This is a genomic window from Variovorax sp. Soil_C_33, assembly GCF_057656935.1.
On record NZ_JBDGJK010000007.1, the window covers coordinates 282,551 to 305,180 of the forward strand.

Here is a 22,630-nt window from a genome sequence, read left to right on the forward strand (position 1 = left end):
GTCGCTACTTACTCGTACACCACCGCCGCGCGGCCCGCATCGGCCTGCGCCATCCAGCTCGCGAGCGCGGCATCGGTCGGGAAGAACTTCGCGCGTTCGCCCAGCTGCAGCTCGACCTGCGCGCCGCCGCGCGCCATCGACAGGCGCACAGCCAGCCCCTGCTGCAGCTCGCCGTGCTCGCTCTGTTCGGTGCGCGGCGGAAAGTCGCGCACCAGCCGCGCGATGTCGGGTGCCTTGCCGTTGACCGCCACGCGCAGGAACTTGCCGAAGCGGCAGCGCGCCGCGGCCAGGTCCCATACCTGCTGCACCTGGAAGCGCGCCTCGAAGCCGCCGCGGCCCGGCTGCAGGCGGCCACTGACGATGACCAGTTCGTCGTCCTTCAGCACATTTCGGTTGGCGTTGAAGAGCGCCTCGTCGGCGGTCGCGTCGATGGCGCCCGACTTGTCGTCCAGCTTGAAGATCGCGAGCCGCCCGCGCTGGCCGTTGATGACGCGGAAGTCGCTCACGATGCCGGCGATCACCTGCTGGTCGCGGCTGTCGATCAGGTCGTCGATCTCGCGCTTGCAGAAGCGCCGCACCTCGTGCGCCACTTCGTCGAACAGGTGGCCCGAGAGGTAAAAGCCGATCGCCGTCTTCTCGTAGGTCAGGCGCTCCTTCACGCCCCAGGGCGTGGCGTCGACCAGCTCGGGCTCCTGCGTCGCGGAACCGTGCTCGCAGTCGCCGAAGATGTCGACCTGCGAGGCGTTGGCCTCGGTCGCGCTCGCGAATTCGAAGGCGCGGTCGACCGAGGCGATCAGCGAAGCGCGGTTCTGCTGCAGCGAATCGAAGGCGCCGGCCTTGATCAGCGCCTCGACGGTGCGCTTGTTGATGCGCTGGCGGTCCACGCGCACGCAGAAGTCGAACAGGCTCTTGAAGGGGCCGCCCTTCTCCCGCGCCTTGACCACCGCCTCGACCGCCAGTTGCCCGGTGCCCTTGACCGCGCCGAGCCCGTAGCGGATGACCTTGTCGGTGACCGGCTCGAATCGGTAGTTGCCGCGGTTCACGTCCGGCGGCTCGAAGGTCATGCCGAAGTTCTTCTGCGCGTCCTCGAACAACACCTTGAGCTTGTCGGTGTCGTCCATTTCCACGGTCATGTTGGCGCAGAAGAACTCGGCCGTGTAATGGACCTTGAGCCAGCCGGTGTGATAGGCCAGCAGCGAGTAGGCGGCCGCGTGCGACTTGTTGAAGCCGTAGCCCGCGAACTTCTCCATCAAGTCGAAGATCTCGTCGGCCTTCTGCTGGTCGATGCCGTTCACCGCCGCGCCCTTGCGGAAGATCTCGCGGTGCTCGGCCATCTCCTCGGCCTTCTTCTTGCCCATCGCGCGGCGCAGCAAGTCGGCGCCGCCGAGCGAGTAGCCGCCCAGGATCTGCGCGGTCTGCATCACCTGTTCCTGGTAGACCATGATCCCGTAGGTCTCCGAGAGCATCTCTTCGACCAGCGGATGCGGGTACTCCACCGGCTCGCGGCCATGCTTGCGCGCGACGAAGCTGGGGATCAGGTCCATCGGGCCCGGACGGTACAGCGCGTTGAGCGCGATCAGGTCTTCCAGCCGCGTCGGCCGCGCGTCCTTCAGCATGCCCTGCATGCCGCGCGATTCGAACTGGAACACGGCCTCGGTCTTGCCCTCGGCGAAGAGCCGGTAGGTGGGCGCATCGTCGAGCCGGATGTTCTCGTAGGCGAAGTTCTCCTGGCCCTTGTGGCGCTGGACGATGAACTCCTTCGCGATCTCGAGGATCGTCAGCGTGGCCAGGCCCAGAAAGTCGAACTTCACCAGGCCGATGGCTTCGACGTCGTCCTTGTCGTACTGGCTCACGGCCGAGTCGCTGCCCGGCTGCTGATAGAGCGGACAAAAGTCGGTGAGCTTGCCCGGCGCGATCAGCACGCCGCCGGCGTGCATGCCGATGTTGCGCGTCATGCCTTCGAGCTTCTGCGCCAGCTCGACCAGCATGCGGACTTCTTCCTCCTTCTCGATGCGGGCCGCGAGCTGCGGCTCCATCTCGATCGCGTAGTTGTTCTTGTCGCCCTCGGGCTTGGGCGAAGGCGGGTACTGGATCGTGACCGGCTGCCCCGGCTTGTTCGGAATCAGCTTGCTGATGCCGTCGCAGAACATATAGCTCATGTCGAGCACGCGGCCCACGTCGCGGATGGCGGCGCGCGCGGCCATGGTACCGAAGGTCGCGATCTGGCTCACCGCGTCGCGGCCGTACTTGTCCTTCACGTAGTCGATCACGCGGTCGCGGTTGCCCTGGCAGAAGTCGATGTCGAAGTCGGGCATCGAGACGCGCTCGGGGTTCAGGAAGCGTTCGAACAGCAGCTTGTATTCGAGCGGATCGAGGTCGGTGATCTTCAGCGCATAGGCCACCAGTGAGCCCGCGCCCGAGCCCCGGCCGGGACCGACCGGGCAGCCGTTCTTCTTGGCCCAGTTGATGAAGTCGCCCACTATCAGGAAGTAGCCGGGGAAGCCCATCTTCAGGATGGTGTTGATCTCGAACTCGAGCCGTTCCACGTAGCGCGGGCGTTCGGCGTCGCGCTTGGCCGCATCCGGGTACAGGTGCGCGAGACGCTCTTCCAGGCCCTCGAAGGAGGCGACGCGGAAATACTCCTCGATCGGCATGCCGTTGGGCGTCGGGAAGTTCGGCAGCTGCGGCTTGCCGAGCACCAGCGTGAGGTTGCAGCGCTTGGCGATCTCGACTGTGTTGGCGATCGCGCTCGGCACGTCGGCGAAAAGCGCTTCCATCTCGGCCGCGGACTTGAAGTACTGCTGCTGCGTGAACTTGCGCACGCGGCGCGGATTGCCGAGGATCTCGCCTTCCGAGATGCAGACGCGCGCCTCGTGCGCCTCGAAGTCCTCGGCGGTCGCGAACTGCACCGGATGCGTGGCCACCACCGGCAACCCGAGCCTTGCGGCCAGCTGCACCGCGGCCACCACGTGCGGCTCGTCCTCGGGGCGGCCGGCGCGCTGCAGCTCGATGTAGAAGCGATGCGGGAACAGGCCTGCCAGCTGCAGCGCGATCTCGGCCGCGCGTTCTTGCTGACCTTGCAGCAGCGGCGCACCGAGCGGGCCGGCCTGCGCGCCGGAGAGCGCGATCAGCCCGCCCTGCAGCTCCTCGATCCAGGCCAGCTTGCAGACCGCCTGAGCCTGGCCGCGGCCCACGTTCTGCGTCCAGGCGCGCGCCAGCAGCTCGGACAGGTGCAGGTAGCCTTCCGTGTTCTGCACCAAGAGCACGATGCGCGTGAGCGCGCCGATCTCCGCGCCCAGGCCTTCGAGAAACACCTCGGCACCCAGCACCGGCTTGACGCCCTTGCCGCGCGCTTCCTTGTAGAACTTGACCGCGCCGAAGAGGTTGTTGAGGTCGGTGATCGCCAGCGCCGGCTGCCGGTCGGCCGCGGCGGCCTTGACGACTTCGTCGATTCGGTTGGTGCCGTCGACGACGGAAAACTCGGTGTGCAGGCGCAGGTGAACGAACATGGGGTGCATTGTAGAAAGCGGCACCTCCACCATGTGAGTTGGTCGTACCTACAATCGCGCCCCGTGCAAGAGATTTTGAATATCGCGGCCTACAAGTTCGTGGCCATCGACGACGGCGAGCTGCTGCGCGATGCGCTGCGCGCCACCACCCACGCGCTCGCGCTCAAGGGCACCATCCTGCTCGCGCCCGAGGGCATCAACCTGTTCCTCGCCGGCACCGAGCCGGCGGTGCGCTCCTTTCTCGAAGGTCTGTACGCCGATGTCCGTTTCGCCGACCTGGAAGCGAAGGAGAGCTGGTCCGAGGCCCAGCCCTTCCGCCGCATGCTGGTCAAGCTGAAGCGCGAGATCATCCGCATGGACCATCCGGCCATCCAGCCCGCCGCGGGCCGCGCGCCGGGCGTCGACGCGCCCACCCTCAAGCGCTGGCTCGACCAGGGGCACGACGATGCGGGCAAGCCGATCGCGCTGCTCGACACGCGCAACGCCTTCGAGGTCGACCACGGCAGCTTCGATGGGGCCATCGACTGGCGCATCGGCAAGTTCACCGATTTCCCGAAGGCGCTGAAGAAGCATCGCGAGGAACTCGCAGGCAAGACGGTGGTGAGCTTCTGCACCGGCGGCATCCGCTGCGAGAAGGCCGCCATCCTGATGCGCGAGGAAGGCGTGGCCGACGTGCTTCAGCTCGAAGGCGGCATCCTCAAGTACTTCGAGCAGGTTGGCGGCGCGCACTACCACGGCGAGTGCTTCGTGTTCGACGGCCGCGAGGCCCTGGCGCCCGATCTGAGCGCGCGGGCCAGCAGGGCCAGCGCCCGGGCCGCCGAAGACCCGGACATCGCGATCAAGCGCTAGACCGGCGTCGTGCCGGTATCGGCCGGCGTCTGTACCTGGAACGGATGCCCCGGCAGCGGAATGAATTCCGTCTCGCCCGGCACATGGCCCATGCGCTGGGCGGACCAGTCGGCGCCGGCTTCGAGGATGCGCTCGCGCCGGCTGGAGACGAAGTTCCATGTGATGAAGCGCGGGCCGTCGAGCGGCTCGCCACCGATGATCACGACGCGAACGGCTTCGCGCGCCTCGATGACACCGCCCTCGCCTTCCGGCAGCATGCCCATCGTGTGCTGCGCCACCAACTCACCATCGAGCTGGAAGTTGCCATCGACCGCGTAGACGGCCATCTCCTGCGCCAATGTCGGCAGCTCGAAACGCGCGCCGGCCGGCAAGGCCAGGTCGAGATAGAGCGTATTGGAAAAGGTCGCAACCGGCGAACGCACGCCGAAGGCTTCGCCCACCAGCACCCGGACGGCCACGCCCTGCACTTCGAGTGCCGGGATTTGCTCGGCCGCCGTGTGGGAAAAGCTCGGTTCGACTTCCTCGTAGGCCTGCGGCAACGCGGCCCAGAGCTGCAGGCCGTGGTTGACGTAGCTTGCATCGAGCAAGTGCTCGGGCTTGCGCTCCGAGTGCACGATGCCGCGCCCCGCCGTCATCCAGTTGATCGCGCCGGGACGGATCTCCTGCACCACGCCGAGGCTGTCGCGATGCATCATCGCGCCCTCGAAAAGATAAGTGACCGTGGCAAGGCCGATGTGCGGATGCGGCCGCACGTCGTGCTCGTTGCCGGGTTGCTCGGTGGCCGGCCCGAAATGGTCGAAGAAGACGAAGGGCCCGACCGATCGCCGCTTCGCGGCCGGCAGCAGGCGCCGCACCTTGAAGCCTCCGCCGAGGTCCTTGTCATGCGGTCGAAGCAGGAGCAGCGGTTCGGTCATCGTGGTTCTCCGTGGGGCGAACGAGATCTTGCCACCTCGGCCACGCGTTCGCCGAATGCATAAGCTGTATCGAGATCGCCCTTCGCCATCTCGGCCGGACTGGCATCGGTCGGCGAGGTGGTCAGCAAGCCGTTGTAGCCGCCGACGTAGTTGATCGAATCGCGCTTCGCTGCCTTGTCGTTGCTGGGCATGAGCCCAAGGCTGACCCACAGGCCGCCGTGCTGGCTGGCGAGGTGCCACAGGTAGGTCAGGGTCGCGTCCTTGTCGCCGTTCATGGCAGCGCTGTTGGTGAAGCCCGCGAAGAGCTTGTTGCGCCAGCCCTGGACATACCAGATCTTCGAAGAGGCATCGGCGAACTTCTTGAACTGCCAGCTCACGCTGCCCATGTAGGTGGGCGAGCCCATGATGATCGCATCCGCCGCCGCCAGCATCTCCCAGCCGCCGGCCGGGAGCTTGCCGTCGGCGTCGATCGCGAGCAGATGGGCGCCTGCGCCATCGGCCACCGCCTTCGCAATGCGCTGCGTGTGGCCGTAACCCGAATGAAAAACAACGACGATGTTGGTCATGACGCCGAGTATCCGTGAATGATCGCGCGATGAACCATCTGCCGCGGGTCAAGGGCTCGCGAAGCGCAGCCTGTTCGTGGAACACCGCGGATCCGGCTTGGCCGGTCCGCTGGTATTGCCCCCGGCGAGGGGGTCGGCAGCCACACGAAGTGGGCAAGCCTGGGGGAGTGCCTTACTTCTTGTCGATGCTGAAGCGGCCGGCGCCGAAGGCCGCGATGGCCAGCAGGCCGCCTGCGATCGCGATGTTCTTGAAGAACATCAGCTGGTTCACATAGGCCTTGTCGGCAGGCATGCCCCAGTAGTTGTGGAAGAGCACCGCGGTGGCGACGGTGAACACGGCCAGCACGATCGACACGATGCGCGTCTTGTAGCCGACCAGGAGCAGCAGGCCGAGGCCGAGCTCCACGATGATCGCGATCGCGGCGCCGAGCTGCGGCAGCGGCAGGCCGACTGCGCTGATGTAGCCGACGACGCCGGCGAAGCCGCCGATCTTGCCGAAACCGGCCGGTATGAAGAGCGCCGCGATCAGAATGCGCCCGATGAGCGCTAGCGCGTCCTGCGAGGCGTTCGCGCTGACGGGGGCGGCGTAGCCGGATGCGGTGGTGGTGGATGCCATTGGAAAAGTACTCCTGGGTTGATGAAAAAATAAACGCAGCTTCAGGCCGCGAGGTCGAACACCAGCACTTCGGCCTTCTTGCCGGCGCCGAGCGTGAGTTGCGATTCGTCCTTGATCAGGGCCGCATCGCCAGTAGCCAGTTTCGTGCCGTTGACCTCGAGCTCCCCCCGCACCAGGTGCACGTAGCTCTTGCGCTTCGGGTCGAGCGCGAGTTCGGCTTGCTCGGCGCCGTCGAGCAAGCCGGCATACATGCGCGCATCGGCATGCACCAGCACCGAACCCTCGGCGCCGTCGGGCGAAGCCACCAGGCGCAGCCGTCCGCGCTTTTCTGCCTCGGGGAAACTCTTCTGCTCGTAGCCGGGCGCAATGCCGCGCACGTTGGGCTCGATCCAGATCTGCAGGAAGTGCGTGGTCTCGTCGGCCTTGTGGTTGAACTCGCTGTGCATCACGCCGCGGCCGGCGCTCATGCGCTGCACGTCGCCCGGCGGGATCGATTCGACGTTGCCCATGCTGTCCTTGTGCGCGAGCTCGCCCGACAGGACATAGCTGATGATTTCCATGTCCTTGTGGCCGTGGGTGCCGAAGCCGGCGCCCCCGGCGACGCGGTCTTCGTTGATCACGCGCAGGTTGCCGTAACCCATGTGGGCCGGATCGTAGTAGCCGGCAAAGGAGAAGCTGTGAAACGAGCGCAGCCAGCCGTGATCGGCATAACCGCGTTCCTGGGACTTGCGAACTTGAAGCATCTTTGAACTCCTGCCCCGCCAGATGGCTTGGGCCTTCGAATGCCGCGCCGTATGCGCAGCGGATGTGCAGAACTTTAGGGCGCGGCCCCGGCCTCGAAAGCGCCGGCTTTTGATGGCATCATTCAATTTTTTTGAACGATGCCTACCGCCCGTGATGTCCTGACGCCCGACGCGCTCGCGATGCTGCAGACCGTGGTCGAGACCGGCAGCTTCGCCGCCGCCGCGCGCAGGCTGGACCTCGTGCCGAGCGCCCTCAGCTATCGCGTGCGCCAGATCGAAGACGCCCTCGACGTGCTGCTGTTCGACCGAAGTGCGCGCCAGGCGCGGCTGACGGAAGCCGGCGCCGAGCTGCTGCGCGAGGCTTCGTGGCTGCTCGGCGAGATCGACGCGGTGGCCAACCGCGTCAAGCGCGTCGCGACCGGCTGGGAGCCGATGCTCACGATCGCGGTCGATAGCGTGATCGCGCGCGATCCGATGCTCGACCTGGCCACGGCCTTCTTCGCGCTCAATCCGCCGACCCGGCTCAAGCTGCGCGACGAGACCCTGCTCGGCACCATCGAAGCGCTCACCAGCGGCGAGGCCGATCTCGCTGTCGGCGCCGTGCTCGACGCCTCCAGCCTCGCCTTCGGCGCCACCGGCATCCGAAGCCGCCCGCTGGGCCAGCTGCACTTCGTCTATGCGGTGGCACCGCACCATCCGCTGGCCCGCATCGAGGGGCCGCTCTCCGATGCCGTGCTGCGCCGGCACCGCGCGGTGGCCGCGGCAGACTCCTCGCGCACCGGCCCGAGCATGACGGTCAACCTCGTGGGCGGCCAGGACGTGCTCACCGTGCCCACCATGCACGCCAAGCTGGCCGCGCAACTGCACGGGCTGGGCGCCGGCTTCCTGCCCGAACCGATGGCGCGCCCCTACATCGAAGCCGGCCACCTGGTCGAGCGCAAGACCGAGCGCGCGCCGCCCATCGGCACCATGCATTGCGCCTGGCGCGAGCGCACCGCCGGCAAGCCGGGGCGTGCGCTCAAATGGTGGCTCGAACAGTTCGAGCACGAAGGCACGCGCCGGGCTCTCCTTGAACGGCATCGCGGCCGATAGAAATTGGGCCTGCCGACTTGCCACTTCGAGCCGGTTAGAGTTCTCCTTAATCGCCACCAGAAACGAGACCGCCAACATGCCCACCTCCCGCTCCACCGCCGACCGCCACCGATCCAACTCCTCACGGCACTACGCCATCGTCGGCGCCGGCATGGCGGGCGTCGCCTGCGCCCGCACCCTCGCGCAGGCCGGCCACCGCGTCAGCGTGTTCGAGCGCGAAGCCACCGCCGGCGGCCGGATGGCAAGCGAATCCACGCCCTTCGGCAAGTTCGACAGCGGCGCGCAGTACTTCACCGTGCGCGATCCGCGCTTTGCGCGCGTGCTGCAAACCGTGCCGCAGATCTGCAAACCCTGGAGCGCGAACCTCGTGCGCGTGCTCGACGCGCACGGCCGCGTCGCCGAGGCCGCCCTGCCGGCGCGCGAGCCGCACTGGGTCGCACAGCCCGGCATGGACGCACTGGTCGCGCACTGGGCAGCGCCGCTGGGCGATGCGCTCGTGACGCGCACCCAGGTCACGACCATCGAACGTGACGCGCTCGACGGCAAGCGCTGGCAACTGCGCACCGCGGGCGCCGACGATTCGCAGCACGTGTACTCGGGTTTCGATGGCGTGCTGCTGGCGGTGCCGCCGGCCCGCACGCGCGCCCTGCTCGATGGCGGCAAGCTCTCCACCGACATCAGCGAGAAGATCGAGGCAGTGCGCATCGCACCCTGCTGGACGCTGATGATCGCCTTCCCGCAAGCCAACCAGGCAAACCTCTCCCACCTCGGGCCGCAATGGAACGCCGCGCGCAGCACCCACCACCGCGTGGCCTGGCTGGCGCGCGAATCCTCCAAGCCCGGGCGTGACCGCATCGAGCGCTGGACGCTGCAGGCCAGCCCGGCCTGGTCGCACGAGCATCTGCGCGACGACGCCTCGCGCGTCGAGGCCAAGCTGCTGCGCGCCTTCTCCGAAATCACCGGCATCCGCGCCGTGCCCTCGCACGCGCAGGCGCGCTGCTGGCCCGAAGCCCAGACCCAGGTGCCGGTCGGCAAGCCGCACCTGTGGGACGCCAAGGCCCGCATCGGCGTGGCCGGCGACTGGTGCACCGGGCACCGTGTCGAGGACGCGTTCCTCTCCGGACTTTCGCTGGCGCTCAAAGTGGCGTGATACCCACCGGCCGGTTTGCACCTTCTCCCACCGGGCCGCTACATGCCGGCTCGCTGGTCGCCGCGCTCGCCAGCTGGCTCGACGTGCGTGCCCGCGGCCCGCAGGCGCGCTGGCTGGTGCGCATCGAAGACGCCGACACCGAGCGCTGCCTGCCCGGCATGGGCGAACACATCCTCTCGCAACTCGCGGCCTGCGGCCTCGTGCCCGACGCCGCACCGGCCTGGCAGACGCAGCGCACCGCGCTCTACGCACGCGCCCTCGATCACCTGAAGACCTTGGGCCTCAGCTATCCCTGCGGCTGCTCGCGCAAGGACATCGACGAGGCGCTGGCGCGGCAAGGCGTGCCGCACGCACGGCACGGTGAACGCGTCTATCCCGGCACCTGCCGCGACGGCCTGCACGGCAAGCCGGCGCGCGCCTGGCGCTTCGCAGCGACGCGATTCGAAGCTGCGCGCGCATCGAAAGCCGTGTGCTGGACCGACCGCCGCATCGGCCTGCAATGCCAGGACGTGACGCAGGAAGTCGGCGACTTCGTGCTCAAGCGCGCCGACGGCCCTTGGGCCTACCAGCTCGCGGTGGTGGTCGACGATGCCGACCAGGGCGTGACGGACGTGGTGCGCGGCGAAGACCTGGCCGACAACACGGCGCGCCAGATCCTGCTGCAGCGCGCGCTCGGCCTGCCGACGCCGAGCTACCTGCACACGCCGCTGGTGCTCGGCGCGGACGGCGAGAAGCTCTCCAAGCAGAACGGCGCCGCCCCGCTCGATACCGGTGCGCCCGCCGCAGCGCTCGCGGCCCTCGACACCGCGGCGCACACGCTGGGCCTCGAGGCCACCACCGCTTCGACACCCGCAGGCGCACTGGCCGGATGGGTCGCCGGCTGGCGGGCTCTCTACAATCCCTCCCCCTGATGACCCTGCCTGCCACCGACCCCGCGCGCGATCCCGCCGCGCCCGCTTCCGACGAAGAAACCCCGCCGCATCCCCTGCATCGCCGCCTGAAGAGCTTCGTCAAGCGCGCCGGCCGGACCACCGAGGGCCAGGCGCGCGCCTTCGCCGAACTCGGACCGCTGTTCCTCCTGCCCTACCGCCCCCAGCCGCTGGACATTGCCGCCGCCTTCGGCCGCGTTGCGCCGACCGTGCTGGAGATCGGCTTCGGCATGGGCGAGGCCACCGCGCACATCGCGGCGCTCCAGCCCGAGAAGAATTTCCTGTGCTGCGAGGTGCACGAACCCGGCGTCGGTGCGCTGCTCAAGCGCATCGGCGAACAGCAGCTCGGGAACATCCGCATCTGCGCCCACGATGCGGTCGATGTCATCGACCATATGCTCGTGCCCGGCATGCTGGCCGGCGTGCACGTGTTCTTTCCGGACCCGTGGCACAAGACGCGGCACAACAAGCGCCGGCTGATCCAGGCGCCCTTCGTGCGCAAGCTGGCCGACCGGCTCGCACCCGGGGGCTACCTGCATTGCGCGACCGACTGGCAGCCCTACGCCGAGCAGATGCTCGAGGTGCTGGCGCAGGAGCCGCTGTTGCGCAACACGGCGGCGGGCTACGCGCCCAAGCCGGACTACCGGCCGCTCACCAAGTTCGAGAACCGCGGCCTCAAGCTGGGCCACGGCGTATGGGACGTGGTGTTCGAGCGCGCCTGAACAAGGGCCTGTTCAGTAGGCGACGCGGTACACGTCGTCGGTCTGCGCCTCGCCCTGCGCGGCCAGCAGGTGCTTCTGTGCGGCCATGATGAGCGCCGCGCGATAAGCCGAGCGGCTGGCCATCTTGGTGTGGGCGATCAGCATCTGCCATTCGCGCTCCAGCGTTTGCGGCGAGCAATCGACGGAACGGTTCATCAGTGCCTGGCTGACGTCGATCAACGCGGCCGCGGAGCCGAGGCAGATGCCGATGGCCGACTGCGCGGCACTGGTGCGGAAACGGCCGTCTTCGGACGGCTTGTTCGAATGCAGGACGTCCAGCGGCATGTTGGCGGTGGGGCCGTCGTACGGCGCTCCCTGCATGTCGCTGTCGGCACGGGCCAGCACCTGTTCGATGGTGGCGAGCGCGCTTTCCAGCAAGGCGATATCGGATGGCTTTTTCTTCATGTCGGTTGCCGGGGACATGAGCCCCGGATCGACAAGGATGTTGCCATCGGAGCGCGCTTTCGCCGCGTGCAAAAAGCACGCTTTTCTTTTCAAAAACAAAAGTTAACACCCCGGCGTCGCTGAGCCCGAGCAAACCGGCTCAACGTGACTTACTACCTTCGTATGAGGCATCGAAATTGCTACATTTTTCTGATTGATGTATCGAAAGGTGTCTTATGGCTCTGTCACGCAGGCTTTGTTTGGGCAGGATGGGCGCAACTCTGCTGCTCGGCGGCGGTCTCGGCGCGAGCACGATCGGCCGGGCGCAGACCGCCCGCGCGCCTGCGGCGGCGGCAGGCTCGGCGCGCACGGTGGTCCTCGGACAATCGGTGCCGCTGACGGGCGCTGCCAGCGAGATCGGCCTCGCCTTTGCCGCCGGCTGCAGGCTCTATGCGACCCATTTCAACGAGACTCACGCCGCCGGCGGCATTCATCTGAAGCTGCTGCAACTCGACGACGGCTACGACGCCGCGCGCGCCGCCGCCAATGCGCGCACCCTGCTCACCAATGACAAGGCCGACATGCTGTTCGGCTTCGTCGGCACCGCCAGCAGCGAGGCCGGTGCCGCCGCGGCCGCGCAGCAGGGCACGCAGCTGTTCGCGCCCTTCGCCGCTGCGGATAGCCTGCGCGCCGCCGCGCATCCGAACGTGTTCCACGTGCGCCCCAGCATGGCCGACGAAGCCTTCAAGATCGTGCGCCAGTGCGCCACCGTCGGGCAGACGCGCATCGCGCTGGTCGGCGACGACGACGCCATGGGCCGCGCCGGCCTCGCAGCCGTGCAGCAGGCCATGACCGATCAGAAGCTGGGGTCCCTGGCGGCGAGCGCGCTGGTGCCCGCTGCCGGAGACAAGCTCGACGCGGCGCTTGCCGCGGTGCAGAAGCAGAACCCGCAGGCCATCGTGCTGGTGTCGCTCTCGGGCACCACGGCCAACGTGATCCGCAAGCTGCGCAAGAGCGGCTATTCCGGCGCCTTCATGGCCTTTTCGATCGTCGGCATCGATCCGCTCTACGCGGCGCTGGGCAAGGACATCGGCGGCATCGTGATCTCGCAGGTCGTGCCCTCGCCGCGGCCCTCGGGCATCCCGATCGTCAAGGAATACCTCGCCGCCATCGACAACTCCGACCAGACGGCCTCCTACGAAGGCATGGAAGGCTTCATCGCCGCCAAGGCCGCGGGCGAAGCGATTCGCCGCGCCGGCCGCGGCTTCACGTCCGCGAGCCTGCAGCGCGTGATGGCTGGCATGACGGACTACGACGTCGGCGGCTTCCGCATCAACCTGCGCCCCGGCCTGCGCGATCCGCAGCGCAGCATCGACCTGATCAGCATCACGGCCGACGGCCGCGTATTGCGCTAGGCGGTGCCGCCCAGGCGCTGCAGCGCATCGAGCGACAACAGCTCGATGCGGCCGTAGCCCAGCGCGATCACGCGCTCCTGCGCCAGCGCGTTGAGCTCCTTCGACAGCGTCTGCCGCGTCACGCCCAACATCATCGCGAGCGCCTCCTGCGGCAGGCTCACGCGGCGGCGAAGCTGCGCCGACTGCGTCGCGTCGCCGCGCGCCAGCACCAGCAGCCGGCGCGCAACGCGGGCGCGCAGGTCGCGCAAGGTGGCGTCTTCCATCAATCCATAGAGTCCCCGCACCCGCGCCGCGAGCAGCGCCGCGACCGCATGCGAGAAGGCCCGGCCCTGCATCTGCTGCGCGAACGTCTCGGGCGACACGACCAGCAGGTCGAGCGCGCCGAGCGCGGTGGCATCGTGGGTGCGCGGCGAGCCGTCGATGAGGCTGATCTCGCCGAACCAGTTGCCGGGCTCGAGCACGGCCAGGATGGCCTCGCGCCCATCGTGGCGCAAGGTCGAGATCTTGATCGTTCCGGCCGCGAGTCCGTAGAAGCCGCTGCCGGCCGCCCGCACCGGATCGCCCTGGCGGAACAGCATCGCACCGCGCCGGAAATGAACCAGGTCGGCCGCGCCCAGCAAGGCCTCGCGCTGAGCGCGCGGCATCGAGGCGAACCAAGGATTGGCTTCCATGGTGCGGCGGTGCGCTGCCGAGAGGCGCGGTCGGGGCGTGGGGGGCATGCGGGTGCGGGGGTTTACCAGGGCCTTCGATTGTCAAATTCTTGACAGTTGATGGTCAAGCGCGGGTCTACAGTGGGCCGCACCCCACGGAGACAACACCATGAACGCAAGAGCGACCTTCACCCGCATGCAGGACAGTACGCGGGAAGACTGGCAACTGATCGGCGGCGAGTTCATGCTGTTTGCGAGCAGCCTGCCCGAGCGCGTGATCAAGCACCTGCAGATCCTCGAAGGCGACTACGGCGGCTTCCCGGTCGATCGCTACACCCACTCGCTGCAGACCGCCACGCGCGCCCTGCGCGACGGACGCGACGAGGAGTACGTGGTGTGCGCGCTCCTGCACGACATCGGCGACACGCTGGGCTCCTTCAACCATCCCGACATCGCGGCCGCGATCCTGAAGCCCTTCGTACGCGAGGAGAACCACTGGATGGTGCAGAACCACGGCATCTTCCAGGGCCACTACTTCTTCCATCACATCGGGCTCGACCGCAACCTGCGCGACAACTTCAGGAACCATCCGAACTACGAGCGCACCGCGGAGTTCTGCGAGCTCTACGACAACCCGGCCTTCGACCCGAAGGCCGAGACGCTGCCGATCGGCGAGTTCGAGCCGATGTTGCGCCGCGTGATGGCGCAGCCGCGTCAAAGCATCTACAAGGCCGCGCTGCAGCGCGAGGCCACCCCCTGATCCACCTCGAAGGAAGCTCCATGAACGCCAACGCCCAATCCGAAATCCAGAAGCTCGTCTCCGCCGAAGAGTGGCAGCTGCGCGTCGACCTCGCGGCCTGCTACCGGCTGGTGGCGCTGTACGGCTGGAGCGACCTGGTCTTCACGCACATCAGCGCGCGCGTGCCCGGGCCCGAGCATCACTTCCTGATCAACCCCTACGGCCTGATGTTCGACGAGATCACGGCATCGAGCCTGATCAAGGTCGACCAGGACTGCAACAAGATCATCGACTCGCCCTACCCCGTGAACCCGGCCGGCTTCGTGATCCACAGCGCGGTGCATGCGGCCCGCGAAGACATCCAGTGCGTGCTGCACACCCACACGCGTGCCGGCATCGCGGTGAGCGCGCAGAAGAACGGCGTGCTGCCGATCAGCCAGCAGTCGACCTTCGTGCTGGCCTCGCTGGCCTATCACGACTACGAGGGCGTGGCCTTCCGCGACGATGAGAAACCGCGCCTGCAGGCCGACATGGGCGAGGCCAACTTCCTGATGCTGCGCAACCATGGCCTGCTCACCGTGGGCAAGACCATTGCCGACGCCTTCCTCTCGATGTACGTCTTCGAGACCACCTGCCAGATCCAGATCGCCGCGCAGTCCGGCGGCAGCGAGCTCACGCAGGTGAATCCACAGATCGTCGAGGGCGTGGGCCAGGCGATGAAGGTGCAGACCGGCGGCCTGGGCGGCGCCTTCGTCTGGCCTTCGCTCATTCGCAAGCTCGATCGCATCGACGCCGGCTACAAGCAGTAAGACTGCGATGGACGGCACCCTGATCGTCACGCGCTTCCTGTTCGGCGCGCTCGCGCTGGTGATGTTCGGCCTCGGGCTCTCGCTCTCCGTGGCCGACTTCCAGCGCCTGCTGCGCCATCCGAAAGCGGTGAGCGTCGCACTCGGCCTGCAGGTGGTCGCGCTGCCACTTGCCTGCTATGCGATCGTGGTCGGCTTCGGACTGCCGCCCGTGTTCGCCATCGGGCTGATGCTGCTGGCAGCCTCGCCGGGCGGCATCTCAGCCAACCTGTTCTCGCACCTGTTCGGCGGCAACGTGGCGATGAACATCTCGCTCACCGCGGTCAACACTGCGCTCTCGATCGTCACGCTGCCGCTGATCGCCAACTGGTCCATCGACCACTTCGCGAAGAGCGGGCAGGTGGTACCGCTGCAGACCGGCAAGCTGGTCGAGGTGATCGGCATCGTTCTGCTGCCGGTGCTGCTCGGCATGTTCGTCGCGTCGCGCCGGCCGGGCTTCTCGGCGCGCATGGAAAAACCTGTCAAGGTCTTCAGCGCGCTGGTCCTCGCCGTCGTCACGGTACTGGCCATCGCGAAGGAATGGAATTCGCTCAGCACGGCCTTCGCCCAAATCGGCCCGGCGGTGGTGCTGTTCAACCTGCTGAGCCTGCTCGCCGGCTATTACCTGAGCCGTGCGGCCGGACTCGACAAGGCGCTCGCCACCGCGATCAGCTACGAGATCGGCATCCACAACTCGACGCTCGCGATCTTCGTCGCGCTCAGCGTGCTCGGCAGCTACCAGCTGGCGCTGCCGGCCGCGATCTATTCGGTGGTGATGTACGTCACGGCGCCGCTCTTCGGCTGGGGCGTGCTCCGGCGCAGCAAGGCGCCTGCGCTCGAGCCGGCGGCGGCCCCGTACAAACCCTGATCGCACTGACGGCGGATCGACAGCTTCGGTTTCTACGATTTCTCCAGGGGCATCGCGACGCTGGATGCCCACGGCGCAGTTCGCGCACACCAGGAGACATCGACATGCAGATCACGGGTATGTTGCACGGCGCGCGGCTGCTGCAGTTCGCGGGCTTTCCCTCCACCGAGGTGCTGGGCCCCGCGGCCAGCGAAGAAGAGATCAAGGCGCTGATCGACAAGTACGGGCTCATCTTCGTCAAGCCGGTCTTCAAGGGCGGCATCGGCAAGAAGGGCAAGGCCGGCCTGCTGGGCCGCGCCACCGATCTGAAGACCGCGCTGGCCGAGAAGGAGCGCCTCTATTTCGCCGAGCACACGGTCGGCCATGTGAAGGCCAAGGCCAACGGCGTGACCTTCGAGGCCGGCGTGCCGGCCAAGCACGAGGTCTACTTCTCGATCAGCGACTCCACGCGCTTCCGCGCGCCGACCATGACGCTCACGCACATGGGCGGCATGGACATCGAGGAGCTCGACAAGACTCAGGTCGCGATGGTGCCCTTCGATCCGCTCACGGGCCTCAAGGCCTTCGTGGTGGCCAATGCGCTGACCGAGATCGGGGCGCCCAAGGAGATCATCTCGCCGCTGGTCCAGCAGCTGCCCAAGCTGTGGGAGCTGTTCCACGACTTCGGCATGACCACGCTGGAGCTCAACCCGATCCGCATGCGCGAGGACAAGAAGGGCCGCCTCACGCCGGTGGCCTGCGACTTCAAGTGCGGCTTCGACCGCGACGACCCGCGCTGGCTGCGCCTGGGGCTGCCGCCGCACTTGTTCGCGGCCGACTACTCCGACTTCGAGCAGGAGATCAACACGCTGCGCACGCACCAGGGCCAGAGCGACGTCTACGTGATCAACGAGCGCGGCACGGTGCTGGCCCCGACCTTCGGCGGCGGCGCCAATTCGCTGGTGACCGAGATGCTGGGCGACGACGCGATCATCAGTTCCGACTTCGGCGGCAACCCGCCCTACGAGAAGATGAAGGAGGTGGCACGCATCTGCTTCAAGCACTGGTTGAAGCAGGCCAACGTGCTTTTCATCATCGGCGGCAAGAGCAACAACACCGACATCTTCGAGACCCTGCGCGCCATGGCCGACGCGCTGCGCGAGCACTTCAGCCAGCACGGGCCGACGCCGCTCTACGTGGTGCTGGGCCGCGGCGGGCCGAACCTGGTGCGCGGCATGGGCGCCCTGCGCGACACCTGCGATGCGCTGGGCCTGCCCTATCGCCTGTTCGGCTTCGACTCCGACATGAGCGAGGTGATCCAGTTCGCGAAGAAGGTCAACAACTGGATGAAGGACGGCGGGCGCGAGCAGATCGCGGCCCGGCTCGGCATCCAGGCCCCCGCCACCGCCAACGCCAACGCCAACGCCGACTGACGCAGGAGAGATCACCATGCAAGCCAACTGGCAGAAAAAAGGCGTCGGCGACTTCAAGTACCACGTCGGCATCAGCTCGCTCACGCAGGTGGCATCGCGCGACGACCGCGTCTGCGTGCTCAACATCCTGGGCGGTGAATCGAGCGAAGTGACGCCGGTGAGCCATGCGTACTCCGGTGGCAACGTCGTGTGCGGCACGGCGCCCGGCAAGGGCGGCTCCGTGCTCGAGACGAGCATCGGCAACATCCCGGTCTACAACAACGTGCGCGACGCGCTGGCCGCGGGACACCGCTTCAACTGCGGCGTGGTCTACCTGCCGCCCTCGGCCGCGCGCGACGGCGTGGCCGAGCTGATCCGCGTCAACCCCGACCTGCGCAAGATCTTCATCATCACCGAGAAGATCGCGGTGCACGACGCGCGCGAGATTCGCGCCATGGGCCAGCAGAACGGCATCGACATCTTCGGCGCCAACGGTCTCGGCGTGGCCGACTCGTGGAACCAGGTGCGCATCGGCGGCGCCCTGGGCGGCGACAAGCCCGGCGATTCGCTCAGGCCGGGCTCGATCGCGATCTTCTCCAACTCGGGCGGCTTCTCGACCACCATCGCGCAGTACCTGCGCATGGCGGGCTGGGGCACCACCACCGTCATCTCGTCAGGCAAGGACGTCTACATCCACTACGCTGCGCCCGAGTTCGCCTTTGCGCTGGCCAACGATGCGCGCAGCAAGGCCGCGGTGCTCTACTGCGAGCCGGGCGGCTACTACGAGTTCGATGCCCAGTTCACCAAGCCGGTGGTGGCCTGCGTGGTGGGCCGCTGGAAGAGCAAGCTCACGCGCGCGGTCGGCCATGCCGGCGCGATGGCCGGCGGTTCGGACGACGCGCTGGCCAAGGAACGCTGGTTCATGGACAAGTTCGGCGTCGACGCGATCTTCACGCCCGACAACCCGGTGTTCTCGGCCAAGGGTGCGCTGGTGACCAACATCGCCCACATCCCGGCCGCGCTCACGGCCGTGATGCGCGCCAATGCCACCATGCCCGACTTCGCGGCCGAAGGGAACCTTGCGCTCAAACCCTGGTTCGGTTCCGACGAAGGGCTGGATCTGCCCGACGAGCTTCGCCTGCCGGTGGTGGAGGCGGTCGCGCCCTACAACGCACAGGTGGCGCTGCTCAACACGCAAATCGGCGGCGTGGTGCCGCGCCAGGCCATGAAGGATGCATCCGGCGCCTCCCAGATGGACGCGAAGACGCAGGTTAGCAGCCTGCACGGCACCAGCATGCTCGACGCGGCCACGCTGCCGCTGGAATCGAACGTCGCGCTGGCGCTGGTGCACGACGCCGGCGGCGAGAACGACCGCAAGCTGATCGCGCCCGCGGTCGCGGCCTACGTCAACCTGCACAGCCGGCCGGAACTCGCGGCGGCCGAAGCAAGCCGCGAGGCCGGCAATGCACCGAACGCGGTGCTGGCGGCGGCGGCCGCCATCGTCGGGCCGAAGCGCCAGCAGGCCGCGCGCGCCGCGCTCAAGTTTATGCTCGAACGCTTCCATGCCGCGGGCCTCGGCACCGAGTTCGGCGCCTCGCTGAGCGAAGACTTCGACATCGCCAAGGTCGACGCCTCGGACCCGCCCGAGCTCACGACCGATACACCCGATGCCCGTGCGCAAGCCCTGATCGCCGGCGTCCAGGCGCGCGGTGCGCGCTCGGTGTTCCTGCGCTGGCTGCAAAGCCAACCGGGCCATCCGACCGAAGCCGCGGTGCTGGCCGCGATCTCGGCCACGCTGGCCTGGGGCCCGCTCTCGCGCAAGCGCATCTCGCTCATCACGGCCCAGAACTTCCCGTGGTGGCTGCAGCTGTTCGGCACGCTGATCGGCGCTTCGGCCGAGGCTTCGCGGCACGAGCCCGGACGCTTCTGCGGCATCGCGCAAGAGCAGATGCTGGGAAGCCTGAGTCTGGGCGAGATCGCCTTCGCGGCGCTGCTGGGCCACACGCCGGGCGAGCAGGACCTGTTCGCCTTCCAGACGCTGGTCGGCCTGCTGCTGACCAACGGCCCCGGCGCGATCTCGGCGCAGGGTGCCAAGGGTGCCGTGTCGGCCGACGGGCCCGAGCAGCCCGAGCGCGTGCAGCTCAACAAGGCACTGGTGGGCTTTCTGACGCACACCGGCTACGCGCACGGCGGCAACGGCTATGAGGGCATCGCCTACCTCAACGAGCAGTTCAAGGCGAGCGGCCTGAAGGACCCGAGCGCCAGGGACCATGGCATCGACCTGAAGGCGCTGGCCGCGCGCGCGGTGGAGCAGTACGCGCAATACAAGAGCCAGAAGAAGACAGTGGGCAGCCTCGACATCGCCAAGCTGCCCGGCGTGAACCATCCGGTGTTCAAGGACAAGCCGGTCAACTTCGATCCGCGGGAAGTCTTCATTGCGAAGCTGCAGGAGGCACGCGGCGACTGCAACGTGTTCCACGATTTCTATCGCGCGCTGGTGCAGCAGCTCTTCGACGCCGGCGTCTCGCGCAACGTCTACTGCGTGAACGTCGACGCGGTGATCGCGGCCTTGCTGTTGAAGATGCTGTGGCAGCCGCTGCAGTCCGGCGAGATCGGCGAGCGTGAGCTCGAGACTGCGGCCTTCACGATCTTTCTCTACCCGCGCATGCTGGGCTGCGCCGCCGAGATCGACGACCACCTGAACCGCGGACGCAACATGGACACGCGCACCGCGGCGTCGCTCTGCAAGTTCGTCGCCTGAGCGGGCGCCTGTTCAGGCTCTGGTCAGCGTGCCGCAGGCACGATCCTTCATGACCACAGCCATCCTGGCCGACGGCGCGCCCGCGGCCGTTCAACAAGGCTCCAAGCTCGGCGCGGTGCTCCGCGTCACCAGCGGCAACTTCCTCGAGCAGTTCGACTTCTTTCTGTTCGGCTTCTATGCGACCTACATCGCGAAAGCCTTCTTTCCCGCCGGCAGCGACTTCGCCTCGCTGATGCTGACCTTCGCGGTGTTCGGCGCCGGCTTCCTGATGCGGCCGCTGGGCGCCATCGTCCTCGGCGCCTACATCGACGAGGTCGGACGCCGCAAGGGTCTGATCGTCACGCTCGCGATCATGGCCAGCGGCACGGTGCTGATCGCCTTCGTGCCGGGCTATGCCACGATCGGTTTGCTCGCACCGGCCCTGGTGCTGCTGGGCCGCCTGCTGCAGGGCTTCTCGGCCGGAGCCGAGCTGGGCGGCGTCTCGGTCTATCTGTCGGAGATGGCCACGCCCGGGCACAAGGGCTTCTACACCGCCTGGCAGTCGGCCAGCCAGCAGGTCGCGATCGTGCTCGCCGCGGCGCTGGGCTTTGCGCTCAACGAATTCATGAGCCCCGAAACGCTGGCCGGCTGGGGCTGGCGCGTGCCCTTCTTCGTCGGCTGCGCGATCATTCCGTGCATCTTCATGCTGCGCCGCTCGCTGCAGGAGACCGGGGACTTCCAGGCCCGCAAGCACCATCCGACGACGCGCGAGCTCGCCGCATCGATGCGGCAGAACTGGCGCATCGTATTCGCCGGCATGCTGCTGGTGGCGATGACCACCGCCACCTTCTACCTGATCACGGTCTACACGCCGACCTTCGGCCGCACGGTGCTGCACCTGAGCGCGAAGGACAGCCTGGTCGTCACGCTGCTGGTCGCCGTCGCCAACTTCATCTGGCTGCCGGTGGGCGGCGCGCTCTCCGATCGCATCGGCCGCAAGCCGCTCTTGATCGCGATGACCGTGCTGGCGATCCTCACCGCCTATCCGGCCATGTCCTGGCTGGCGGCAGCGCCGAGCTTCGGCCGCATGCTGGACGTGCTTTTGTGGTTCTCCTTCCTGTTCGGCATGTACAACGGCGCGATGGTGGTCGCGCTCACCGAAGTGATGCCGGTGCAGGTGCGCGTGGTCGGCTTCTCGCTGGCCTACAGCCTCGCGACTGCGATCTTCGGCGGCTTCACGCCGGCCGTGTCGACCTGGTTCATCGACGCGACTGCGGACAAGGCAGCGCCAGCCTGTTGGATGAGCTTCGCGGCGGTCTGCGGCCTGCTTGCGACGCTGGCGCTGTACCGGGCCAGGCCGGGACGGTGATCCGAGCCCGGACCTAGTCGCCTCCCGGGGCCGCCGTCAGCACCGCAACCGGAGCGGCTATGGAACGGGGATGAACTTCGTGACGATGACAAGCGAATTGATCACGAGCCAGAAAGCCGCAAAGTCCAACGCCCATGCCCGCTTCAGCACGATGCGCGGCTTCTTCGGCGGCGCCACCTTTTCGCCCGAATCCCTGCTTGCGTAGAAGGCCGGCAGCTTGTGCGAACAGCATTTGCAGAACCGCGCAGAACCCATGTTGATGGTGCTGCAGGCCTCGCAGATCTCCGCTGAGGCATGGCCTGATTGCAACCTCGCCAGATCGATGAGGTTTCCGAAGGCGACGCCCGATGAGGCGGCCGGAGGCTCGCCCAAAGAAACAGAAGAAGCAGTCATGGATGCTCTCCTCGACGAAGGACAGATGCAGGTTCACCGAAGGCTTGCACGGTGCCGCAGTACCGGTCCGCCTTGGCTTGCGCGAGGCTGCGTCCCAATCGTTGCTCCGCGACCGCGAGTCTCGCGAACATCAGCAACTCTGTGTCCGTGGGCCCGCGCCCCGCACCCTCGATGTGCCTCCGGAAGGCGCGAGCGATGCGGACCTGTATCGCTTTCCTGACGTGGGTTGCTGCAGCAAAGGCCCGATGCGCGCTCATTTCATGGGGAGCAATCGGGACTGGCCGCGCCGCCGTGCTGCGTCGCCACGCAACGCCCGGCCGGCCGCTCCTCCACGTCGTGAACTTTTTCTTGCTATGTGTGACAGGCTTTGACATTCTTCGCTCCTGAGAAGCACCTTCTATGTGAAATCTTCACATCTGTAGTGCTCTTGTCTTATAGTGATGCACGTTTTTTTGTAAGACAGCGACTCAAGTCGTTGTCCAGTTGGTAACTGGGCGTTAAAGCCCATCACTTTCCGAGGACCCATTGCCCGGCGACAAGGCACAGATCACAGAAGGCCAACTTGCCTGGGTCCTGGCGGCTTGCGCACGCGTCGTGCGTCCGTTGGTCAGGCTCGCGCTGGCCTTCGGTGTCAAGCACGGCCATCTGGAGGAACTGCTGCGCGACGTGCTGGTCGACGAAGCGCGCAGCGCCTGGCTCAAGGCCAA

General features: G+C 67.3%; 20 protein-coding genes. 12 read left to right on the top strand and 8 right to left on the bottom strand.

The genetic code is table 11. The features are described from left to right. Positions 1-8: 8 nt before the first annotated feature. Positions 9-3,509 carry a DNA polymerase III subunit alpha gene (gene dnaE / locus AC3A6B_RS13760; protein ID WP_487837242.1) on the bottom strand — a complete coding sequence of 1,167 codons (3,501 nt, stop codon included), beginning with the start codon at positions 3,507-3,509 and terminating at the stop codon, positions 9-11. A gap of 63 nt (positions 3,510-3,572) precedes the next feature. On the opposite strand from dnaE, the gene AC3A6B_RS13765 reads away from it, so the two are divergent. Then, complete coding sequence (locus AC3A6B_RS13765) at positions 3,573-4,358, top strand: sulfurtransferase (protein WP_487837243.1); 786 nt, start codon at positions 3,573-3,575, stop codon at positions 4,356-4,358. On the opposite strand, the gene AC3A6B_RS13770 is transcribed toward AC3A6B_RS13765, so the two are convergent. The 4 genes from AC3A6B_RS13770 to AC3A6B_RS13785 form a co-directional block, all read right to left on the bottom strand. After that, a complete protein-coding gene (locus AC3A6B_RS13770) occupies positions 4,355-5,272 on the bottom strand; it encodes a pirin family protein (protein ID WP_487837244.1) in 918 nt (305 codons plus the stop codon). The two genes, AC3A6B_RS13765 and AC3A6B_RS13770, sit on opposite strands and share 4 nt — an antisense overlap. After that, positions 5,269-5,838 (bottom strand): flavodoxin family protein, encoded by a 570-nt coding sequence (locus AC3A6B_RS13775; protein ID WP_487837245.1) that lies wholly within the window; start codon positions 5,836-5,838, stop codon positions 5,269-5,271. Before AC3A6B_RS13775 ends, AC3A6B_RS13770 begins: the two co-directional genes overlap by 4 nt. A 172-nt stretch (positions 5,839-6,010) precedes the next feature. After that, positions 6,011-6,454: a DoxX family protein gene (locus tag AC3A6B_RS13780; RefSeq protein ID WP_487837246.1), complete on the bottom strand. Its 444-nt coding sequence runs from the start codon at positions 6,452-6,454 to the stop codon at positions 6,011-6,013. Between the two features lie 41 nt (positions 6,455-6,495). Beyond that, positions 6,496-7,197: a pirin family protein gene (locus AC3A6B_RS13785; RefSeq protein ID WP_487837247.1), complete on the bottom strand. Its 702-nt coding sequence runs from the start codon at positions 7,195-7,197 to the stop codon at positions 6,496-6,498. Between the two features lie 138 nt (positions 7,198-7,335). Between AC3A6B_RS13785 and AC3A6B_RS13790 the strand changes: the two genes are divergently transcribed. The 4 genes from AC3A6B_RS13790 to trmB all read left to right on the top strand — a co-directional run bounded on the left by AC3A6B_RS13790 (position 7,336) and on the right by trmB (position 11,090). Further along, a complete protein-coding gene (locus tag AC3A6B_RS13790) occupies positions 7,336-8,289 on the top strand; it encodes a LysR family transcriptional regulator (protein ID WP_487837248.1) in 954 nt (317 codons plus the stop codon). 76 nt (positions 8,290-8,365) lie between these two features. After that, entirely contained in the window at positions 8,366-9,439 is a 1,074-nt protein-coding gene (locus AC3A6B_RS13795) for an NAD(P)/FAD-dependent oxidoreductase (protein ID WP_487837249.1), read from the top strand. Beyond that, positions 9,436-10,350, top strand: a complete 915-nt coding sequence (gene gluQRS, locus AC3A6B_RS13800; RefSeq protein WP_487837250.1) for a tRNA glutamyl-Q(34) synthetase GluQRS — start codon at positions 9,436-9,438, stop codon at positions 10,348-10,350. The genes AC3A6B_RS13795 and gluQRS overlap by 4 nt, the downstream gene beginning before the upstream one ends. Continuing rightward, on the top strand, positions 10,350-11,090 hold the full coding sequence (gene trmB, locus AC3A6B_RS13805) for a tRNA (guanosine(46)-N7)-methyltransferase TrmB (protein WP_487837251.1): 741 nt from the start codon (positions 10,350-10,352) through the stop codon (positions 11,088-11,090). The genes gluQRS and trmB overlap by 1 nt, the downstream gene beginning before the upstream one ends. Before the next feature lie 12 nt (positions 11,091-11,102). Here the strand turns inward: trmB and AC3A6B_RS13810 are convergent, their stop codons facing one another. Next, positions 11,103-11,534, bottom strand: a complete 432-nt coding sequence (locus AC3A6B_RS13810) for a hypothetical protein (RefSeq protein ID WP_487837252.1) — start codon at positions 11,532-11,534, stop codon at positions 11,103-11,105. 215 nt (positions 11,535-11,749) lie between these two features. On the opposite strand from AC3A6B_RS13810, the gene AC3A6B_RS13815 reads away from it, so the two are divergent. After that, entirely contained in the window at positions 11,750-12,928 is a 1,179-nt protein-coding gene (locus AC3A6B_RS13815; protein WP_487837253.1) for an ABC transporter substrate-binding protein, read from the top strand. Here AC3A6B_RS13815 and AC3A6B_RS13820 read toward each other — a convergent pair. Next, on the bottom strand, positions 12,925-13,599 hold the full coding sequence (locus AC3A6B_RS13820) for a Crp/Fnr family transcriptional regulator (RefSeq protein ID WP_487837254.1): 675 nt from the start codon (positions 13,597-13,599) through the stop codon (positions 12,925-12,927). The two genes, AC3A6B_RS13815 and AC3A6B_RS13820, sit on opposite strands and share 4 nt — an antisense overlap. 148 nt (positions 13,600-13,747) lie before the next feature. Between AC3A6B_RS13820 and AC3A6B_RS13825 the strand changes: the two genes are divergently transcribed. From AC3A6B_RS13825 to tcuC, 6 genes are all read left to right on the top strand, one after another. Beyond that, the gene (locus tag AC3A6B_RS13825) at positions 13,748-14,338 is read left to right on the top strand and encodes an HD domain-containing protein (RefSeq protein WP_487837255.1); all 591 of its coding nucleotides are present in this window, start codon (positions 13,748-13,750) and stop codon (positions 14,336-14,338) included. A 20-nt stretch (positions 14,339-14,358) separates the two neighbouring features. Next, entirely contained in the window at positions 14,359-15,126 is a 768-nt protein-coding gene (locus tag AC3A6B_RS13830; RefSeq protein WP_487837256.1) for a class II aldolase/adducin family protein, read from the top strand. A gap of 7 nt (positions 15,127-15,133) precedes the next feature. Next, positions 15,134-16,030, top strand: a complete 897-nt coding sequence (locus tag AC3A6B_RS13835; RefSeq protein ID WP_487837257.1) for a bile acid:sodium symporter family protein — start codon at positions 15,134-15,136, stop codon at positions 16,028-16,030. Between the two features lie 104 nt (positions 16,031-16,134). Continuing rightward, on the top strand, positions 16,135-17,442 hold the full coding sequence (locus AC3A6B_RS13840; protein WP_487837258.1) for an ATP citrate lyase citrate-binding domain-containing protein: 1,308 nt from the start codon (positions 16,135-16,137) through the stop codon (positions 17,440-17,442). 16 nt (positions 17,443-17,458) lie between these two features. Beyond that, on the top strand, positions 17,459-20,182 hold the full coding sequence (locus tag AC3A6B_RS13845; protein WP_487837259.1) for a CoA-binding protein: 2,724 nt from the start codon (positions 17,459-17,461) through the stop codon (positions 20,180-20,182). A 49-nt stretch (positions 20,183-20,231) separates the two neighbouring features. Further along, positions 20,232-21,530 carry a tricarballylate/proton symporter TcuC gene (gene tcuC / locus AC3A6B_RS13850; RefSeq protein WP_487837260.1) on the top strand — a complete coding sequence of 433 codons (1,299 nt, stop codon included), beginning with the start codon at positions 20,232-20,234 and terminating at the stop codon, positions 21,528-21,530. A gap of 57 nt (positions 21,531-21,587) precedes the next feature. Here the strand turns inward: tcuC and AC3A6B_RS13855 are convergent, their stop codons facing one another. Beyond that, on the bottom strand, positions 21,588-21,923 hold the full coding sequence (locus tag AC3A6B_RS13855; protein ID WP_487837261.1) for a hypothetical protein: 336 nt from the start codon (positions 21,921-21,923) through the stop codon (positions 21,588-21,590). Positions 21,924-22,630 lie beyond the last annotated feature (707 nt).

Coding starts and splice junctions, on each gene's coding strand:
- dnaE (WP_487837242.1), bottom strand. CDS start 3,509: ATGTTCGTTCACCTGCGCCTGCACACCGAGTTTTCCGTCGTCGACGGC.
- AC3A6B_RS13770 (WP_487837244.1), bottom strand. CDS start 5,272: ATGACCGAACCGCTGCTCCTGCTTCGACCGCATGACAAGGACCTCGGC.
- AC3A6B_RS13775 (WP_487837245.1), bottom strand. CDS start 5,838: ATGACCAACATCGTCGTTGTTTTTCATTCGGGTTACGGCCACACGCAG.
- AC3A6B_RS13780 (WP_487837246.1), bottom strand. CDS start 6,454: ATGGCATCCACCACCACCGCATCCGGCTACGCCGCCCCCGTCAGCGCG.
- AC3A6B_RS13785 (WP_487837247.1), bottom strand. CDS start 7,197: ATGCTTCAAGTTCGCAAGTCCCAGGAACGCGGTTATGCCGATCACGGC.
- AC3A6B_RS13790 (WP_487837248.1), top strand. CDS start 7,336: ATGCCTACCGCCCGTGATGTCCTGACGCCCGACGCGCTCGCGATGCTG.
- AC3A6B_RS13795 (WP_487837249.1), top strand. CDS start 8,366: ATGCCCACCTCCCGCTCCACCGCCGACCGCCACCGATCCAACTCCTCA.
- trmB (WP_487837251.1), top strand. CDS start 10,350: ATGACCCTGCCTGCCACCGACCCCGCGCGCGATCCCGCCGCGCCCGCT.
- AC3A6B_RS13810 (WP_487837252.1), bottom strand. CDS start 11,534: ATGAAGAAAAAGCCATCCGATATCGCCTTGCTGGAAAGCGCGCTCGCC.
- AC3A6B_RS13815 (WP_487837253.1), top strand. CDS start 11,750: ATGGCTCTGTCACGCAGGCTTTGTTTGGGCAGGATGGGCGCAACTCTG.
- AC3A6B_RS13820 (WP_487837254.1), bottom strand. CDS start 13,599: ATGGAAGCCAATCCTTGGTTCGCCTCGATGCCGCGCGCTCAGCGCGAG.
- AC3A6B_RS13825 (WP_487837255.1), top strand. CDS start 13,748: ATGAACGCAAGAGCGACCTTCACCCGCATGCAGGACAGTACGCGGGAA.
- AC3A6B_RS13830 (WP_487837256.1), top strand. CDS start 14,359: ATGAACGCCAACGCCCAATCCGAAATCCAGAAGCTCGTCTCCGCCGAA.
- AC3A6B_RS13835 (WP_487837257.1), top strand. CDS start 15,134: ATGGACGGCACCCTGATCGTCACGCGCTTCCTGTTCGGCGCGCTCGCG.
- AC3A6B_RS13840 (WP_487837258.1), top strand. CDS start 16,135: ATGCAGATCACGGGTATGTTGCACGGCGCGCGGCTGCTGCAGTTCGCG.
- AC3A6B_RS13845 (WP_487837259.1), top strand. CDS start 17,459: ATGCAAGCCAACTGGCAGAAAAAAGGCGTCGGCGACTTCAAGTACCAC.
- tcuC (WP_487837260.1), top strand. CDS start 20,232: ATGACCACAGCCATCCTGGCCGACGGCGCGCCCGCGGCCGTTCAACAA.
- AC3A6B_RS13855 (WP_487837261.1), bottom strand. CDS start 21,923: ATGACTGCTTCTTCTGTTTCTTTGGGCGAGCCTCCGGCCGCCTCATCG.